Annotated in this window: 18 protein-coding genes; 10 read left to right on the top strand and 8 right to left on the bottom strand. The window is 61.7% G+C overall.

Features of this window, described 5'->3' with window-relative positions; genetic code table 11:
* Positions 1–9 precede the first annotated feature (9 nt).
* The 5 genes from rluB to AC07PQ_RS27135 form a co-directional block, all read right to left on the bottom strand.
* Positions 10–1,224, bottom strand: a complete 1,215-nt coding sequence (gene rluB / locus AC07PQ_RS27155; protein ID WP_007930085.1) for a 23S rRNA pseudouridine(2605) synthase RluB — start codon at positions 1,222–1,224, stop codon at positions 10–12.
* A gap of 320 nt (positions 1,225–1,544) precedes the next feature.
* Positions 1,545–2,579 (bottom strand): SMC-Scp complex subunit ScpB, encoded by a 1,035-nt coding sequence (gene scpB / locus AC07PQ_RS27150; protein ID WP_493186505.1) that lies wholly within the window; start codon positions 2,577–2,579, stop codon positions 1,545–1,547.
* Positions 2,580–2,591: 12 nt separating this feature from the next.
* Positions 2,592–3,410 (bottom strand): segregation and condensation protein A, encoded by an 819-nt coding sequence (locus AC07PQ_RS27145; protein WP_493186506.1) that lies wholly within the window; start codon positions 3,408–3,410, stop codon positions 2,592–2,594.
* On the bottom strand, positions 3,411–4,040 hold the full coding sequence (locus AC07PQ_RS27140) for an L-threonylcarbamoyladenylate synthase (RefSeq protein ID WP_009042694.1): 630 nt from the start codon (positions 4,038–4,040) through the stop codon (positions 3,411–3,413). It lies immediately after the preceding gene.
* A gap of 13 nt (positions 4,041–4,053) precedes the next feature.
* Positions 4,054–4,917 (bottom strand): PHP domain-containing protein, encoded by an 864-nt coding sequence (locus AC07PQ_RS27135; RefSeq protein ID WP_007930079.1) that lies wholly within the window; start codon positions 4,915–4,917, stop codon positions 4,054–4,056.
* 87 nt (positions 4,918–5,004) lie between these two features.
* Between AC07PQ_RS27135 and AC07PQ_RS27130 the strand changes: the two genes are divergently transcribed.
* The 6 genes from AC07PQ_RS27130 to AC07PQ_RS27105 all read left to right on the top strand — a co-directional run bounded on the left by AC07PQ_RS27130 (position 5,005) and on the right by AC07PQ_RS27105 (position 9,209).
* Positions 5,005–5,601, top strand: coding sequence for a septation protein A (locus AC07PQ_RS27130; protein ID WP_007930078.1), 597 nt, complete (start codon positions 5,005–5,007; stop codon positions 5,599–5,601).
* A 1-nt stretch (position 5,602) separates the two neighbouring features.
* Positions 5,603–5,902, top strand: coding sequence for a YciI family protein (locus tag AC07PQ_RS27125; RefSeq protein ID WP_007930077.1), 300 nt, complete (start codon positions 5,603–5,605; stop codon positions 5,900–5,902).
* Between the two features lie 110 nt (positions 5,903–6,012).
* Complete coding sequence (locus AC07PQ_RS27120; RefSeq protein ID WP_007930076.1) at positions 6,013–6,423, top strand: SH3 domain-containing protein; 411 nt, start codon at positions 6,013–6,015, stop codon at positions 6,421–6,423.
* Between the two features lie 7 nt (positions 6,424–6,430).
* Positions 6,431–7,108 (top strand): response regulator transcription factor, encoded by a 678-nt coding sequence (locus AC07PQ_RS27115; RefSeq protein ID WP_493186507.1) that lies wholly within the window; start codon positions 6,431–6,433, stop codon positions 7,106–7,108.
* Between the two features lie 256 nt (positions 7,109–7,364).
* A complete protein-coding gene (locus tag AC07PQ_RS27110; protein WP_007930074.1) occupies positions 7,365–7,802 on the top strand; it encodes a Spy/CpxP family protein refolding chaperone in 438 nt (145 codons plus the stop codon).
* Positions 7,803–7,868: 66 nt separating this feature from the next.
* Positions 7,869–9,209 (top strand): sensor histidine kinase, encoded by a 1,341-nt coding sequence (locus AC07PQ_RS27105; protein WP_101337146.1) that lies wholly within the window; start codon positions 7,869–7,871, stop codon positions 9,207–9,209.
* 20 nt (positions 9,210–9,229) lie between these two features.
* Here AC07PQ_RS27105 and AC07PQ_RS27100 read toward each other — a convergent pair whose 3' ends face one another.
* Positions 9,230–9,796 (bottom strand): nitroreductase family protein, encoded by a 567-nt coding sequence (locus AC07PQ_RS27100; protein ID WP_007929740.1) that lies wholly within the window; start codon positions 9,794–9,796, stop codon positions 9,230–9,232.
* Between the two features lie 120 nt (positions 9,797–9,916).
* On the opposite strand from AC07PQ_RS27100, the gene AC07PQ_RS27095 reads away from it, so the two are divergent.
* Positions 9,917–11,371, top strand: coding sequence for a TrkH family potassium uptake protein (locus AC07PQ_RS27095; RefSeq protein ID WP_007929741.1), 1,455 nt, complete (start codon positions 9,917–9,919; stop codon positions 11,369–11,371).
* On the opposite strand, the gene AC07PQ_RS27090 is transcribed toward AC07PQ_RS27095, so the two are convergent.
* Positions 11,328–12,389: an AraC family transcriptional regulator gene (locus AC07PQ_RS27090; RefSeq protein WP_009042686.1), complete on the bottom strand. Its 1,062-nt coding sequence runs from the start codon at positions 12,387–12,389 to the stop codon at positions 11,328–11,330. The two genes, AC07PQ_RS27095 and AC07PQ_RS27090, sit on opposite strands and share 44 nt — an antisense overlap.
* A gap of 294 nt (positions 12,390–12,683) precedes the next feature.
* Here AC07PQ_RS27090 and AC07PQ_RS27085 point away from each other — a divergent pair, with 294 nt between their 5' ends.
* The 3 genes from AC07PQ_RS27085 (at position 12,684) to AC07PQ_RS27075 (ending at position 15,527) form a co-directional block, all read left to right on the top strand.
* On the top strand, positions 12,684–14,018 hold the full coding sequence (locus tag AC07PQ_RS27085) for an O-antigen ligase family protein (protein ID WP_493186508.1): 1,335 nt from the start codon (positions 12,684–12,686) through the stop codon (positions 14,016–14,018).
* Positions 14,019–14,525: 507 nt separating this feature from the next.
* Positions 14,526–14,837, top strand: coding sequence for an Mpo1-like protein (locus AC07PQ_RS27080; protein WP_007929744.1), 312 nt, complete (start codon positions 14,526–14,528; stop codon positions 14,835–14,837).
* A gap of 99 nt (positions 14,838–14,936) precedes the next feature.
* On the top strand, positions 14,937–15,527 hold the full coding sequence (locus AC07PQ_RS27075) for an HD domain-containing protein (RefSeq protein WP_007929745.1): 591 nt from the start codon (positions 14,937–14,939) through the stop codon (positions 15,525–15,527).
* Between the two features lie 119 nt (positions 15,528–15,646).
* Here AC07PQ_RS27075 and AC07PQ_RS27070 read toward each other — a convergent pair whose 3' ends face one another.
* On the bottom strand, positions 15,647–16,468 hold the full coding sequence (locus AC07PQ_RS27070) for a UDP-2,3-diacylglucosamine diphosphatase (RefSeq protein ID WP_101337141.1): 822 nt from the start codon (positions 16,466–16,468) through the stop codon (positions 15,647–15,649).
* Positions 16,469–16,596: the final 128 nt, after the last annotated feature.

Here is a 16,596-nt window from a genome sequence, read left to right as displayed (position 1 = left end):
AAGGCTGCCTCACTCGGGCTTGCGGCGACCGAACCCCGGGCGCTGGCCGGAACCGGCCGGAGCGCCACGGCGCTTGCCCGACGGTGCGTCCTTGTCGACCAGGACGATGCCCGGACGCTTGGACTTCGGCGCTGGCTTGGCCGGGCGCTTGGTGTCGCTCGGACGATCCGCCACTGGCGTACCACGACCCGATTCCCCCCGACCGGCAGCCGGACGCGGCGCCCGTGGAGCGCGCTCGCCATCCTGGCGTGGCGCAGGTTTGCGGCCTGGACGCTCGCCTTCGATCTGCGGCTCGCGCGACGGGCGCGGGGCACCGGCGGCAGGCGCGCCATGGGCCGGACGCAGAGTCCGCACGCGCTCGCTCTTGCCCACCGGGCGCGAGGATTTGCGCTGCATGCGTTCCAGCTTGTCCTTGCTCTTGGCGTTGAGCTGCGGCATCGCCACCGGTGTCAGGCCAACCTCGGCGCTGAGGACGTCCACTTCGTACTGGCTCATTTCGCGCCAGCGGCCCATCGGCAGGTCGGAGTTGAGAAACACCGGACCGAAACGCACGCGCTTCAGGCGACTGACCACCAGGCCCTGGGATTCCCACAGGCGACGTACTTCACGGTTGCGGCCTTCCATCACCACGCAGTGGTACCAGTGGTTGAAACCTTCACCACCGGGCGCCTGCTGGATGTCGGTGAACTTGGCCGGGCCGTCTTCGAGCATCACGCCGGCTTTCAGGCGCTCGATCATCTCGTCGTCGACTTCGCCACGCACACGTACCGCGTACTCACGGTCCATTTCATAGGACGGGTGCATCAGGCGGTTGGCCAGCTCACCGTCGGTGGTGAACATCAGCAGGCCGGTGGTGTTGATGTCGAGGCGACCGATATTGATCCAGCGGCCTTCTCGCGGACGCGGCAGCTTGTCGAACACGGTCGGACGGCCTTCCGGGTCGTCGCGGGTGCAGATCTCGCCGTCGGGCTTGTTGTACATGATCACGCGGCGGACCGATTCGGACGCCTCTTCGCGCTTGATCACCTTGCCATCGATGGAGATGGCGTCATGCAGGTCGACGCGCAGGCCAAGGGTGGCCTCTTTGCCATTGACCTTGATCCGGCCCTGGCTGATCCAGGACTCCACGTCACGGCGCGAGCCGACGCCGATACGGGCGAGGACTTTCTGCAGCTTTTCGCCTGCTGGGCCGATTTCCTGTTGGTCTTGCTGATCTTCACTCATCTGGGCACCTCCCGGTGTGTCGATTCAGGCTTGAGCGGCCTGAACGGTAATAAAAACAGGTCTTGTGGCGAAGGGATCGCCAAAGGGTCGCGAATCATACGCTCATGGCGTCGGTTGCGCATCAGAGACTAGCCGATAAGTGGTGGCCTACCGATTTTTCCGCTGGCCGGTGGCAGCCCGACAGTGGGCGCCTGACCTGTAGGAGCGAGCGGGCGGCGATCCGGATTGCCCGCGATAAAGGCTGATGCGGTGTGCCAGGCATATTCTGGCGTTGCCGATCGCGGGCAAGCCTCGCTCCTACAGAGGCCTAGAGGCCTGGCTCAATCGTCTTCGAGCAGGCGTCTTTCGTTCTCGATGGCCTCGGCCAGCGCCAGGGCTTCGGCCTCTTCGTCGCTCAGTTCCGGAGCCGGCGGTTCCAGTGCCGCCACGGCGGCCAGCAGCTTGGCGCGGGCTTCGGCGACGCCGAGCACATCGTCATCGACTTCCTGTTCGTCGTCGGCGTCCGCTTCGAGTTCGGTATCGTGCTCGACTTGTACTTCGGCTTCGGCTTCGGCTTCGGCACGAGTGTGCGCTTCGGCCCTGATCTCGGCGTCCACCTCGGCGCCGGCAATAACATCGTCCCCGGACGACTCGACCGCGCCATCGCGATGCAGATCGTCGAAGTCGGTCTTGATCCCCTCCTCCATCGAGTCCAGCTCCAGCAGCAAGGTGTGGAAACTGGTCTCTTCCTTCGGCTCTTCCGGTTCGGTGCTGGCGTCGGCCAGGGCTTGCAGGCTAGCGGGCACCGGTACGTCGTCGAAGTCGAGGACCGGCTCGGTCTCGATCTCGCGCAGCTCGGCCAGCGGCGGCAGGTCGTCGAGGTTCTTCAGGTTGAAGTGATCGAGAAATGCCTTGGTGGTGGCGAACATCGCCGGCTTGCCCGGCACATCACGGTAGCCGACCACCCGAATCCACTCGCGCTCCAGCAAGGTCTTGACGATCTGGCTGTTGACCGCCACGCCCCGCACATCCTCGATCTCGCCACGGGTGATCGGCTGGCGGTAGGCGATCAGCGCCAGGGTTTCCAGCATCGCCCGGGAGTAACGCTGGGGCCGTTCTTCCCACAGCCGGCCGACCCAGGGCGCGAACTTTTCCCGCACCTGCAGGCGATAACCGGAGGCCACTTCCTTGAGTTCGAAGGCCCGCCCCTCGCAGGACTTGCCCAGAATGGTCAGGGCCTTCTTGAAGACCGCGGGGTCCGGCCGCTCGCCTTCCTCGAAAAGCTCGAACAGGCGCTCCATGGATTGCGGTTTTCCCGAGGCCAACAGAAAGGCTTCAAGCAGTGGCGCCAGCTCGCGGGGTTCATTCAGATTCATTGTTTCAGCTCGTTATTCGGCTCGCGCCCGCACATGGATAGCCGTGAAGGGCTCATTCTGTACCAGCTCGACCATGGATTCCTTGACCAGCTCGAGGATCGCCATGAAGGTCACCACCACCCCCAGGCGTCCTTCTTCCGCGGTGAACAGCTCGACAAAGGGCACAAAACCACCGCCCTTGAGCCGCTCCAGCACCTCGCTCATGCGCTCGCGGGTGGACAGCGCCTCGCGACTGACCTGATGGCTTTCAAACATGTCGCCACGGCGCAACACCTCGGCCATGGACATCAGCACCTCTTCCAGGGCGACATCCGGCAACAACTTGCGCGCCCGGGCTTCCGGGGCGTCGAGCTTGGGCACTATGACGTCGCGGCCGACCCGGCTCAGGCCGTCGATGCCTTCGGCGGCGGCCTTGAAGCGCTCATACTCCTGCAGGCGACGGATCAGTTCGGCGCGCGGGTCTTCCTCTTCCTCTTCCACCTCGGCCGAGCGCGGCAACAACATGCGCGACTTGATCTCGGCGAGCATGGCCGCCATCACCAGGTATTCGGCGGCCAGCTCCAGGCGCACCGACTGCATCAACTCGACATAGCCCATGTACTGGCGGGTTATTTCCGCCACCGGGATGTCGAGGATGTCGATGTTCTGTTTGCGGATCAGATACAGCAGCAGGTCGAGCGGGCCTTCGAAGGCTTCGAGAAAGACTTCCAGGGCGTCCGGCGGGATGTACAGGTCCAGCGGCATTTCCATGACCGCCTGGCCATAGACCATCGCAAAGGGCAGCTCCTGCTGCGCTCCGGCCTGGTCGTCGACGTGTTCCACTGCGGACATTCAGGCCTCGACCATGAAGGGAGCCGGGTCGCCGCAGCCGATACGGATCACTTCCGGCTCGCCATCGGCCAGGTTGATCACGGTGGAGGCCATGATGCCGCCAAAACCGCCATCGATGATCAGGTCGACCTGATGCTCGAGCAGTTGGCGCATTTCATAAGGGTCGTTCATCGGCTCGGTTTCGCCGGGCATGATCAGGCTGACACTCATCAGCGGCTCGCCGAGTTCGGCCAGCAGCGCCAGGGCGATCGGATGGCTCGGCACCCGCAGGCCGATGGTGCGTTTCTTCGGGTGCAGCAACAGCCGCGGCACTTCGCGGGTGGCGTTGAGGATGAAGGTATAAGGCCCAGGCAGATGCGCCTTGAGCAGGCGAAAGGTGCCGGTATCGATCTTGGCGAACAGGCCCAACTGCGACAGGTCGCTGCAGATCAGCGCGAAGTTGTGTTTGTCATCCAGTTGCCGCAGGCGCCGCACGCGCTCGACCGCACTCTTGTCGCCGATCTGGCAGCCAATGGCGTAGGACGAGTCGGTCGGGTAAATCACCACGCCCCCTGAGCGGATGATTTCGACAGCCTGTTTGATCAGGCGCGGTTGCGGGTTTTCCGGATGAATCTGGAAAAATTGACTCACATTCTCTACCTGTTCAGACGGCGGCAATAATTGGGTCATGTTTGAACCGACACCAGAGCGGCGGCAGATCCTCCGGAACCGGGCGATACTCGCCTATCTCGGACCAGCCTCCAGGGCCATGAAAATCACTGCCGGCGCTCACCAGCAGACCGAACTCCCGAGCAAGGATGGCCAGGCTGCCCACCTGCTCGGCGGGTTGATGGCCATTGACCACCTCGATCGCGTGGCCACCTGCTTGAATATAGTCGGCAATCAGGCGGCGACGTTTGCTGCGGGTGAAATCGTAATGCCAGGGATGCGCCAGGCTGACCCAGGCCCCCGCCGCGCGCAACGTCTCGACGGTTTCCTCGAGGGTCGGCCAGTGCTGCTTGACGTCGCCCAGCTTGCCGGCCCCCAGCCATTTGCGAAAAGCTTCGGCGCGGTCCTTCACGAAACCGGCGCGCACCAGGTAATCGGCGAAGTGCGGCCGGGCCGGCGCATTGCCGCTGTCGCCCAGTTCCTGCTGGATCGCCCGGGCCCCTTCGAGGGCGCCCGGCATGCCTTTGAGCGCCAGCTTGCGGCTTATTTCTTCGGACCGCAGCCAGCGACCGTCGTGCAATTTGCCGATGGCTTCGACCAATGACGGCGCATTGACGTCGAAGCCGTAGCCCAGCACATGAATGGTCGCCCCACCCCAGGTACAGGACAATTCGACGCCATTGACCAGTTGCATGCCCAGTTCATGGGCCGCCAGGCGCGCCTCGTCGAGGCCTTCCAGGGTGTCATGATCGGTCAGGGCCAGGACTCGCACGCCTTTCTCGAACGCACGCGCAACCAGAGCCGCGGGCGCCAGGGCGCCATCGGAGGCCGTGCTGTGGCAGTGCAAATCAACATTCACGGGACTGTTCAACCTCAAGTCAGCTGGCGCTTTCGCTACCATGGATGTTTGTTATTATGCCGCCACATCCTGCTTCTGGCTGCCACTGTGAAACAATTCATCGACTTCATCCCGCTGTTCCTGTTTTTCATCGTCTACAAAATCGATCCCCGAGTCGTCGACATTGCCGGTCAACAACTGACCGTAGGCGGTATCTACAGCGCCACGGCGGTGTTGATCGTCAGTTCCCTGGTGGTCTACGGCGCGCTGTTCATCTCCCAGCGCAAGCTGGAGAAAAGCCAGTGGCTGACCCTGGTCGCCTGCCTAGTGTTCGGTAGCCTGACCCTGGCCTTCCACAGCGAGACCTTCCTCAAGTGGAAGGCACCGGTGGTCAACTGGCTGTTCGCCCTGGCCTTTATCGGCAGCCATTTCATCGGCGACCGCCTGCTGATCAAGCGCATCATGGGCCACGCGCTGAGCCTGCCGGATCCGGTCTGGACCCGCCTGAACATCGCCTGGATCGCCTTCTTCCTGTTCTGCGGCGCCGCCAACCTGTTTGTCGCCTTCACCTTCCAGAGCATCTGGGTCGACTTCAAGGTCTTCGGCAGCCTGGGCATGACCGTGCTGTTCCTGGTCGGCCAGGGCATCTACCTGTCGCGCCATCTTCACGACACCGAACCCACCACGTCGAAAACCGAGGACTGACATGCTTTACGCAATCATTGCTACAGACGTCGCCAACTCCCTGGAAAACCGCCTGGCCGCGCGCCCGGCGCATCTGGAGCGGTTGCAGCAGCTCAAGGCCGAAGGTCGCGTGGTACTGGCCGGGCCACACCCTGCCGTCGACAGCAATGATCCTGGCGCCGCGGGTTTCACCGGCAGCCTGATCGTCGCCGAATTCGACTCGCTGAGCGCCGCCCAGGCCTGGGCCGACGCCGACCCTTACGTCGCCGCCGGTGTCTATGCCAGCGTCGTGGTCAAGCCGTTCAAGCAAGTCCTGCCGTAAATCCTCTCCCTCGCGGTGAACCTTATCGGTTCATCGCGCTCTCAATCGCTCATTATTCTCGTTTGACTGCCGACAACCTGCCCAACACTCGATTGGAATCAGGAGTTGCGATGCGCCAAGGTCTGTTGTGCCTGTTGTTGGTCATGTTAACGATCGGGGCGAGCGCCTCCGCCGAAGAAACCACGGACCCGGGGCATTCGACGCCTTTGTCCCTGAGTGCCGGCAGCCAGATCAACGAATTGCAGCAGCGCCTCAAAGACAGCGAGCGCCAGCGTGAAGAGCTGACCCGGCAATTGCAGGGTGCCGACAGCGAGCGCGAAAGCGCCCAGCTGAGCCGCCTGCGCCAGGAGAATCAGCGCCTCAAGCTGCAACTGCGCGAAGTCCAGGCCAGTTCCGTGCCGCGCCTGCTGACCGATCAGCAACAGTGGTTCGTCACCGGCGCCGGGGTAGCGCTATTGGCCCTGCTCTGCGGTATCTTCGCCAGTGGTGGACATAGAAAGCGTCGACAATGGCTAAATTGAGTGATTCATGAGCGACCTGTTACTGATTGACGATGACCAGGAGCTCTGCGAGCTCCTGACCAGCTGGCTGGGCCAGGAGGGTTTTCAGGTACGGGCCTGCCACGATGGCCTGAGCGCCCGTCGCGCCCTGGCCGATCACGCCCCGGCGGCGGTGGTGCTGGACGTGATGCTGCCCGACGGCAGTGGCCTGGAACTGCTCAAGCAACTGCGCAGCGACCACCCGGACTTGCCGGTGCTGATGCTCTCGGCCCGCGGCGAGCCCTTGGACCGCATCCTCGGTCTGGAGCTGGGCGCCGACGACTACCTGGCCAAACCCTGCGACCCGCGTGAACTGACCGCCCGCCTGCGCGCTGTGCTGCGCCGCAGCCACCCGACCGCGGTGTCCAGCCAGATGGAGCAGGGCGACCTGTGTTTCAGTCCGGTGCGCGGCGTGGTCAGCATCGACGAACAGGACATCACCCTCACCGTTTCCGAAAGCCGCCTGCTGGAAGCCTTGCTCAAGCAACCGGGCGAACCGCTGGACAAGCAGGAACTGGCGCAGATCGCCCTGGGCCGCAAGCTGACCCTGTACGACCGCAGCCTTGACATGCACGTCAGCAACCTGCGCAAGAAGATCGGCCCGCACCCCGACGGCCGCCCGCGCATCGTCGCCCTGCGCAGCCGCGGCTACTACTACAGCCTCTGACTCTGAACAGATCCCTGGTCCTGCAGCCGCTGCCGCAGGCTGCGATAGGGCCACCGCCGTCCTGCATTCGCAAGATCCCCGCGAGCGTACCGGTCGTTCGCAGCCTCGCAGGCTCGGCAGCGGCTACAGGGGTTATGTCAGTTTCGCCAAAAAACGTCTTTACCCAAGCTTTACCCTTCGCTGACCGCCGCTGACCTTGCTCTGCGTAATCTGCACACATCCGGAACTGACCGGGAATGAGACAAGGAGATACACCATGCGCAAGACCCTGATCGCTCTGATGTTCGCCGCCGCCCTGCCGACCGTGGCCATGGCCATGCCGGAAGGCGCAGGCCCCATGGGGCCGATGGATGGCCCGCGCCACAGCGAACACATGCGGGGCAAAGGCCCTTACAGCCAGCTGGACCTGAGCCAAGAGCAGCGCCAGCAGATCCGCAAGCTGATGGGTGAGCAGATGCACGAGCGCAAGCAGCTGGTGCAGAAGTACCTGGAAAAACTGTCGCCGGCCGACCAGAAAGCCATGAAGGACGAGATCGCCGCCAAGCGCCAGAAAACCGAAGCCGACATCCGAGCCCTGCTCAAGCCGGAACAACAGAAAGAGTTTGACGCCATTCAGAAGAAACACGCCGAGCGCCGCGCCGAATGGGCCGAGTTCAAGGCCTGGAAAGCGCAACAGCCGCAAAAAGCGCAATAATACTTTAGCGCTTATCCCACAGCCCAGTGGCGCCCCCACTGGGCTTTCCTTGTTTGAGGACTTCCCGTGCGTTCATTGTTCTGGCGCATCCTCGCCAGCTTCTGGCTGGCCATCACCCTGGTTGCAGGGCTGTCGATTCTGCTTGGCCACATGCTGAACCAGGATGCCTGGATCCTCAGTCGCCATCCGGGCCTCAATACCCTGGCCGAAGAGTGGACGCGCACCTACGAAGAACAAGGCGAAGACGCCGCCCAGGAGATCCTGGAGCAGCGCAAGCACCAGTATCACGTCAACGTGCAAGTGCTCAACGACGCCGGCGACCCGGTGGTCCGCGGCACCTTCCCGCGCCGCGCGGCCGCCTTGGAGGCCCGCCAGAACAACGATGACCGGCGCCTGCCCTGGCGGCGCCTGACCGCCGAATACACCAGCCCGAAAACTGGCGAGACCTACCTGCTGATCTACCGCATCCCCCACCCGGAACTGGACGCCTGGCACCGCGACAGCCTGCTGTGGCCGCTGAGTGCCCTGACCATCGCGCTGGTGGTGCTGACCCTGTTCAGCCTGCTGGTGACCCTGTCCATCACTCGCCCCCTCAGCCGTTTACGCGGTGCGGTGCATGACCTGGGACAGGCCACCTACCAACAGAACAGCCTGGCTCGCCTGGCCGCCCGCCGCGACGAGTTCGGCGTGCTGGCCAAGGACTTCAACCGCATGGGCTCGCGCCTGCAAAGCCTGATCGGCAGCCAGCGCCAACTGCTGCGCGACGTCTCCCACGAGCTGCGCTCGCCGCTGGCGCGCCTGCGCATCGCCCTGGCGCTGGCCGAGCGGGCCACGGTCGAGGAGCGCGAGCGCCTGTGGCCGCGCCTGACCCGCGAGTGCGATCGCCTGGAAGCGCTGATCAGCGAAATCCTGGTGCTGGCCCGGGTCGATGCCGACAACGCCAGCGCCGAAGAGGTGGACCTCAACGCCCTGCTCGATAACCTGCAGAAGGATGCCCAACTGGCCTGCCCGGAACAGCCGGTGAACATCCAGGCCGAATCGCAACTCAGCCTCAAGGGCTGGCCGACCATGATCGAGCGGGCGGTGGACAATCTGCTGCGCAATGCCCAGCGCTTCAACCCGGCCGGACAGCCGATCGAAGTACAGGCATTGCGTCAGGGGGACAGGATCGTGCTCAGCGTCCGCGATCACGGCCCCGGTGTGGAGGCCGAACATTTGCGCCAGCTGGGGGAACCCTTCTACCGCGCCCCGGGCCAGACCGCGCCGGGTCACGGGCTGGGCCTGGCCATCGCCCGACGTGCCGCGGAACGCCATGGCGGCAGCCTGACCCTGGACAATCATCCGCAGGGTGGTTTTATCGCCAGCCTGGCGTTGCCGTTGGTGCCAGGCGTTAGCGCTCAGGCCTGAAAAGCATCGCGACTCTAGGATCAGGCCTTGCCCGACCAGGCGCTGACGAACTCCGCCGTATCCACCTTGGGCGCGACCCGTGGCTCGTTCAGCGGTGTGCCCAGGTACAGGAAGGCGATGATCTCTTCACCTTCGCCCAGGCCAAGGCCCTTGGCGACATGGGGCGAATAGGACAGCTCGCCGGTACGCCACACCGCACCGATACCCTGGGCATAGGCCGCCAGCAGGATGCCGTGGGCGGCACAGCCGGCCGCCAGCCGTTGCTCCGACTTCGGCACCTTGACGTGTTCCTGCAGGCGAGCCACCACAACCACCACCAACGGCGCGCGCAATGGCATGGCACGGGCCTTGTCCAGGGCCGCCTGGGTCACTTCGCCCCCCTGCAATTGCACCGCCTCCACCAGCAGCTCGCCCAACTGTTCGCGGGCCGCGCCTTCCACCGTCAGAAAGCGCCACGGCCGCAACTGGCCATGATCCGGGGCGCGCAATGCCGCCGCGAACAGCGCTTCGCGTTGCGCCGCCGTCGGCGCCGGGTCCACCAGACGCGGTACGGAAACACGGTTGAGCAATGCGTCGAGAGCCTCCATCGGCCACCTCCTGAAAAAAATGTCCGGCCATTCTACCGGGAAGTGCCTTCCGGGTGCCGGTTTACATGCTCTGCGCCGCAGGTAGAATGGCGCCCTCCTTATCAGCCCCGAGCGGACCTCATGGCTTTGCCGACCCTACGGATCATTGGTTTCATCATCGGCATTTTCCTGATCACCCTGGCCATCGCCATGGTCATTCCGATGGCGACGCTGGTGCTGTTCGAACGCACCGGCGACCTGCCGTCGTTCCTCTGGGCCAGCATGATCACCTTCGTCGCCGGCCTGGCCTTGGTGATACCGGGGCGCCCGGAACATGTGCACCTGCGTCCGCGGGACATGTACCTGCTGACAGTGTCCAGCTGGGTGGTGGTGTGCATCTTCGCCGCCCTGCCGTTTTTGCTGACCCAGCACATCAGCTACACCGACTCGTTCTTTGAAAGCATGTCCGGCATCACCGCCACCGGCGCCACCGTGCTCAGCGGCCTGGACAACATGTCGCCGGGCATCCTGATGTGGCGCTCCCTGCTGCACTGGCTCGGCGGCATTGGCTTCATCGGCATGGCAGTGGCGATCCTGCCGCTGCTGCGCATCGGTGGCATGCGCCTGTTCCAGACCGAATCCTCGGACCGCTCGGAAAAGGTCATGCCGCGCTCGCACATGGTGGCGCGGCTGATCGTGGCGGCGTATGTCGGCATCACCATTCTCGGCAGCCTGGCCTTCTGGTGGGCCGGGATGAGCCTGTTCGACGCGATCAACCACGCAATGTCGGCGATTTCCACCGGCGGCTTCTCCACGTCCGACAGCTCGCTGGCGCACTGGCCGCAACCGGCGGTGCACTGGGTGGCGGTGGTGGTGATGATCCTCGGCAGCCTGCCGTTCACCCTGTACGTCGCCACCCTGCGCGGCAACCGCCGGGCGCTGATCAAGGACCAGCAGGTCCAGGGCCTGCTCGGGATGCTACTGGTGACCTGGCTGGTGCTCGGCACCTGGTACTGGTGGACCACCCAGCTGCATTGGCTGGAAGCCCTGCGTCACGTTGCGCTGAACGTCACGTCGGTGGTCACCACCACCGGTTTCGCCCTGGGCGACTACAGCCTGTGGGGCAACTTCTCGCTGATGCTGTTCTTTTACCTGGGCTTCGTCGGCGGCTGTTCCGGCTCGACCGCCGGCGGGATCAAGATCTTCCGCTTCCAGGTCGCCTATATCCTGCTCAAGGCCAACTTGAACCAGCTGATCCACCCGCGCGCGGTGATCAAGCAGAAGTACAACGGTCACCGTCTCGACGAGGAAATCGTCCGCTCGATCCTGACCTTCTCGTTCTTCTTCGCCATCACCATCTGCGTGATCGCCCTGGCGCTGTCGCTGCTGGGTGTGGACTGGATGACCGCCCTGACCGGCGCGGCCAGTACGGTGTCGGGGGTCGGCCCGGGCCTGGGCGAAACCATCGGCCCGGCCGGCAACTTCGCCACCCTGCCGGACGCCGCCAAGTGGATTCTGTCCCTGGGCATGCTGCTCGGGCGGTTGGAGATCATCACCGTATTCGTGCTGTGTATTCCGGCATTCTGGCGTCACTGACAGCGGCCCCGGATTCCTGCAATCGCGCCCGGTATTCGCCGGGCGTGGCATCGAACCAGCGGCGAAAAGCGCGGAAAAAGTTGCTCGGATCGGCAAACCCCAACAGATAGGCAATCTCCAGCAGGGTCATGCTCGGCTGCGCCAGGTACTGCTCGGCCAGTTCACGCCGGGTGTCGTCGAGCAGAGTCTGGAAACTGGTGCCCTCCTCCTGCAGACGCCGTTGCAGGGTGCGCTGGGACAGGTGCAGGGTCTGGGCCACGGTTTCGCGCTTCGGCTCGCCCTGGGGCAGCAACCGGCACAACGCCTGGCGGGCCTTGTGTGTCACCCGGCTTTCGGAGAAGCGCGCCAGGTACTCACCGGCAAAGCGGTCATGCAGCCGCGCCATGGCCTCATTGGCGGTCGGCAACGGCGCTTCCATATCGGCCCGCTCGAAAATCAACGCATCGTAAGGCGCGTTGAACACCAGCGGCGCATGAAACGCCTGCTTGTAGGGCTCCAGATCGACCGGTACCGCCCCCTGCATCAGGACCTGGCGCGGCTGCAGCGTACGCCCGGTCAGCCAGCCACACAGCGCCAGCGCACAGGCCAGCGAGGCTTCGGCACTTTGCCGGGTCGGCGGCAGATGATCGCCGTGCACCGTCAGAATCAGCGCATAACCTTCAGGTAAAAGTCGGAAACTCAGATCAGCGCTTTCCGCGATGATCCGCTGATAGCGCACCAAACGCTGGAAACCCTCGGCCAGGGTACGACTGGACATCAGGGCATACCCGGCCACGTTGAAGGAGGCCGGTCGCACCACCTTACCCATGTTCAGGCCGATCGCCGGGTTGCCGGACTGCTCCACCGCACGCTGCCAAAGACGCGTCATCGAGTCCTGGGGGAAGCGTGCGTCCGGGTCGTCCAGCGCGGCATAGTCGAGCCCGATCTGCTTGAACAATGCACGGCAATCCAGGCCGTCCATCTCCAGAGCTTTGACAATTCCCATCGCCCAGCTTGCAGAAGTCGTTCGTTCGCTCATGGTGGGTTCTTTTACATGATGAGCCGCATGCCACGGCCGATTTCCCAAGGATACCAACCCATAGAGCGTAATTTACATCGCTTTATTTACAAGGGTTCCAGGCAGTTCATCTTAGCCAGTTAGGGATCGATAGAAGCTATGGGACTCCGCAATGCCAATATAATGGCATTGCGCCCTTCCATCTCGTGCTGTCCAATAGGCTGAATAGAATCCTATCGCCAATGGCAATCCGCATGAGCATCATGTAATGTGCATGCCAATTTATATACCGTTCCGTGCAAAGGACCGCAGCAAATGCTCCTGTTTTTTTCCGCTCTTCTACTGTGCATTCCTTTGCGAATCTTTGTTCCAGCTTTGGGTGTCGAGATTGCCCCGGCTGATGTACTGTGCCTATTTGCGCTGTTCTATGTATTAACAATCCACCCTAAAATAAACCGCTGGCTTCTTCTTAGTATTTTCCTGTCACTCACCTCACTAATCTTCGTCCAATCGATATACATGCCTGGCAATATCGGTCGCGCATTACTTTCCATGGCTTTTTTCTTCAAACCATACTTAATCTACCTGCTAGGACAAAGCCTTGGAGTACGAAATTTTCAGCCAGAAAAGTTCAACAAGACAATCGTCTTGCTTCTTTCTATCACAGCCTTTGCAGCCACTGTCGACGCCATATTCGTCAAACATCATGTAGCTGCAATTGCAGAATTCGAAAGGATACCTGGAGAGTGGATTCTGGGCGGTATATTCGATCCTACTTTCTTTGGTTTGAAATTCCACGGCAGTAATGGCATCAATGGAATTGCCGTATTCTTTTCTTTTGCATTTATGACGTTGCTAGCGCTCGGCGTCGTTATGAAACCCGTAAAAAATGTAAAAATCATTGCATGCATCGGCATGCTATGCTGCTTGATTCTGGTTCTTGGCAGTGGCTCAAGACAAGCCGCCTTTGGCGTGCTGATCAGCGGGATTTGTTATTTGCTCATGGGAAAAATGACAACTAACAGACTATTTTGGGCGAACCTTTCCGGGGTTTTCGCGATACTGGTGACACTAGTCGTAATAACGTTCTTCTCACAATATTTCGTCGAACTGTTTGCGAAGGCTCGAATAATGGCCGAGAACATCTCCGATGGAAACTGGGACGCCGTATCCTCTGGAAGACTGGGTCTATATGTAATCCTTGTCGAAGATTTGTTAAAAAGCCCAATATTCGGCACCGGGTTCAGCGGCTATGGCATTTTCGACTCTGGACTGGGTTACTTTGAAAATGATGTCAGTACTTCCGGGTATACCCCTCACAATCAATACCTGGGTGCACTGTGGAAAATGGGGGCTCTCGCGGGGATCTTCTACTTCGCCTTCCTTTGGAATATCACCCGCCCATTCTTTAGAAACCCACAAAAAACCAAATACCAACGCAATCTATATATCGCGACAGCTATTCTTATCGTTCCATTTTTCATTGTATTCAATGTATTCCAGGATGGTTTGTCCTCACCATCCACTGGACCATTATTGCTTTTCCTCATTGGTTACTACAGGCAGGGGCTCGAATTGAGCTATCTGGATACCAATGAGACTCCAGATAACAAACCGGCTCAGCCGGTTGATGCCAAGCTACCGACATAAGGTGGCTGGCAGCCCCCCTTGTGCGCTACAGCTAGCCAAGGTCACTACGAACCGTCTGCCCCGGCTGTCCCAATAGCTCACTGGCCCAACGCAAGCCTCCACCATCCAGCCGCCAGAGCGGCCCTCCCCTTGCTGGAGAACTCAGAAGAAACCCGGCACGTTACTCGAACCGGGCTTGCCGTGCCTGCGCTTCAAGGCTGCGGCGTCGGTTGGAGGAACATCCGCTGCAAGTTGCGTAACAGCTCATAAGGACTGAACAGCAATCACAAGAATGTATCGCTGCTGGATATCTTCACCTGAAACAAAGGCAGATTAGGTGCGGAAGCATTTCTCAAAGACAAAAGGACTATGGCCATATAGCCTCTAAACCTTATTTCCCGAGTTTCATTCCAAGGATACTAAAGTGGCGCCTATTGTCACTGGCCCCAGCCTTTGATGACTCTAGACTCAAATAAGCTCCCCGCAGAGCGTCCCGCTGGCAGAACAACAACCACAGAGATCGCAGTCGTGGATAACATCAAGCAATTCAATAGCTTCGCCGAGTTCTATCCGTATTACCTGAGCGAACACAGCAACAGCACCTGCCGCCGCCTGCACTTCGTGGGCACGACCCTGGTGATCTTCATCCTCGCCTTCGCCATCGGCAAAGGCGCCTGGCTATTGCTGCTGGCCCTGCCGGTGGCCGGCTACAGCTTCGCCTGGGTCGGTCATTTCTTCTTCGAGAAGAACCGCCCGGCCACCTTCCAGCATCCGCTCTACAGCCTTCTGGGCGATTTCGTCATGTACCGCGACATGCTGACCGGCAAGGTGCCGTTCTAGGCCTGGCCGGACAGCAAGCCGTCCTGCACAGCCAGTGCAGGATTGGATCCAGGGCATAGACTCCCATCGTTGCGCAAAAAAACAACAAGAGGATGGCCGATGAACGCTCACGCCCGTTTCACCCACATGAAGGATGGCACCCAGGAAGACTGGGCGATCATCGCCGCGGATTTCAGTGCCTACGCCAAGCAGTTGCCGGCGCGCATCGTGGCGCACCTGAAGTTGCTCGAGGGCGATTTTGGCGGCTTCCCGGTGGACCGCCTGACCCACTCGCTGCAAACCGCCAGCCGGGCCTGGCATGACGGCCGCGACGAGGAATACGTGGTCTGCGCCCTGCTCCACGACATCGGCGACACCCTGGGTTCCTACAATCACCCGGACATCGCCGCGGCGATCCTCAAGCCCTTCGTCAGCCCCGAGAACCTATGGATGGTGGAGAAGCACGGGATCTTCCAGGGCTACTACTTCTTCCATCACCTGGGCATGGACCGGCACCTGCGCGAACAATTCAAGGACCACCCGCTGTATCTGCAGACCGCCGAGTTCTGTGCCAAGTACGACGCCGCGGCGTTCGATCCAGGCTACGACAGCCTGCCCCTGAGCTTTTTCGAACCCATGCTCGAACGCCTGTTCGCCCAGCCGAAAAACTCGATCTACAAGGCGGCCATAAAGGAACACGCACCGGCCTGAGGCCTGCTGCGCAGGCTATCGCGGGCAACTCGGACGCCGCCCGTTCGCTCCTACAGGGTACGCGGCATCTGTAGGAGCGAGGCTTGCCCGCGATAACGTCAGATCAGGCGACCAAAGCCTCAAGCCAGCTCCGCGACCTTGGCCTGTTCGGCCTTGCGCTGCGCCTCCCGCGCCTGGGCGTCGGCCAGGCGATACAGTTCGATGGTGCCGTCCCAGTGCTCGATCAGGGCGGTGCACGACTCGACCCAATCCCCGCAGTTGAGGTAGTCCACCTCGCCGACCTTGCGGATCTCGGCATGGTGAATGTGCCCGCACACCACGCCGTGCAACTCGCGCTTCACGCATTCGTGAGCGATGGCTTCCTCGAAGTCGCTGATAAAGCTGACCGCGGTCTTGACCTTGTGCTTGAGGTAGGCCGACAACGACCAGTAACCGTAGCCGTAACGCGCCCGCCAGTGATTCAGCCAGCGATTGAGGGTCAGGGTGAACTCGTAGGCCGAGTCGCCGAGAAAGGCCAGCCAGCGATGGTAGCGGGTGATGACATCGAACTGGTCGCCATGGATCACCAGCAGGTGCCGGCCGTCGGCGGTGACGTGCACCGCCTCGTCCACCAACTGGATATTGCCCAGGATCAGCTTCGAATAACGGCGCAGGAATTCGTCGTGGTTGCCGGTGACATAGATCACCTCGGTGCCGCGCTTGCTCATGGTCAGCAGGCGGCGGATGACGTTGGTGTGTGCCTGGGGCCAGTACATGCCGCCGCGCAGCTTCCAGCCGTCGATGATGTCGCCGACCAGGTAGATCCGGTCGGCGTGATAGCCCTTGAGGAACTGCGACAGATGCTCCGCCTGGCAGTCCCGGGTGCCCAGATGCACATCGGAAATCCACAGGGTGCGCACGCGTTGTTTACGGCTGGGTCTGGCGAGTTCGGCACTGGTCATGGGCACGCTCCTGCATTTTCTGCGAGCTTGCGCCCCAGCGATTAATCGCCTGTGACAGAAATACGGCAGTCCGATGACAACGCTGAAGCCCGGGCCGCCGGTGTAGACTGCCGTTCTGCCAAGGAGAC

This window comes from Pseudomonas sp. GW821-FHT09E12, from assembly GCF_059416085.1.
The sequence above is the reverse complement of the archived record's forward strand: the minus strand, read 5'-3'. Positions and strand labels throughout refer to the sequence as shown.